We start from the raw sequence: 1,071 nt of genomic DNA, 5'->3' as shown, positions 1-1,071 counted from the left end.
CCATCTTCCGGTTCTGAGCCAATCACCTGGATCCCCTGTCTCATGAGTGTGAGCTATCAACTGCCCGATGGGGCAAGCATGGAGTTTGAGCAACCCGCCTCCGCCTTCGAAATCGCCGGACGCATCAGCAAAAAACTCGCCAAGCAAGCCCTGGCCGCCAAGGCCAACGGCAACCTGATCGACGTCTATCTGCCCATCGACGACGGCGCCACGGTGGAAATCATCACCCGGGAGACCGACGAGGCCCTGGAACTGATTCGCCACGATGCCGCCCATGTCATGGCCGAAGCCGTGCAGGAGCTGTTCCCGGATACCCAGGTGACCATTGGCCCGACCATTGCCAACGGCTTCTACTATGACTTCCATCGGGACACCCCGTTCACTCCGGATGACCTGAAAACCATTGAAAAGCGCATGCAGGATATTGTGCGCCGCAATGAGGAAATCCGCCGTGAAGTCTGGGACCGTGATGAAGCTGTGGCCTTTTTCCTGGAGAAAGGCGAAGAATTCAAGGCCGAAATCATCCGCGAGCTGCCCGCCGACCAGGAAGTAAGCCTGTACCGCCAGGGCGATTTCATCGACCTGTGCCGCGGCCCACACCTGCCCAGCACCAGCAAGCTGGGCGACGGTTTCAAGCTGACCAAGGTGGCCGGCGCCTACTGGCGGGGCGATGCCAACAATGCCCAGCTACAGCGCATTTACGGCACCGCCTGGCGCGACAAGAAAGAATTGAACGCCCACCTCAAGCAGCTTGAGGAAGCGGAAAAACGTGACCACCGCAAACTCGCCAGGGAAATGGGCCTGTTCCATATCCAGCAGGAAGCGGTGGGCAGCATGTTCTGGCACCCGAAGGGCTGGCGCATGCGCCAGAACCTGGAAAACTACATCCGCGGCAAGATGGAAAAAGGCGGCTATCAGGAAGTCTCCACCCCGCAGATGATGGACCGCATCCTCTGGGAACAGTCCGGCCACTGGGACAAGTACGGCGAAGACATGTTCACCGTCTGCACCCACGACCACAAAGAAATGGCCGTGAAGCCGATGAACTGCCCGGGCCACGTGCAGATTTTC

1 protein-coding gene is annotated in these 1,071 nt (G+C 59.2%); it reads left to right on the top strand.

All coding sequences use genetic code 11. The features are described from left to right. Positions 1–42: 42 nt before the first annotated feature. Positions 43–1,071: threonine--tRNA ligase (locus A3754_RS01850; protein WP_156496688.1), on the top strand; the 1,029-nt coding region annotated here is incomplete at its 3' end.

It is taken from the genome of Alcanivorax sp. HI0083 (genome assembly GCF_001635175.1).
Note: the sequence above shows the minus strand (reverse complement) of the source record. Positions and strands in the feature narration are given on the sequence as shown.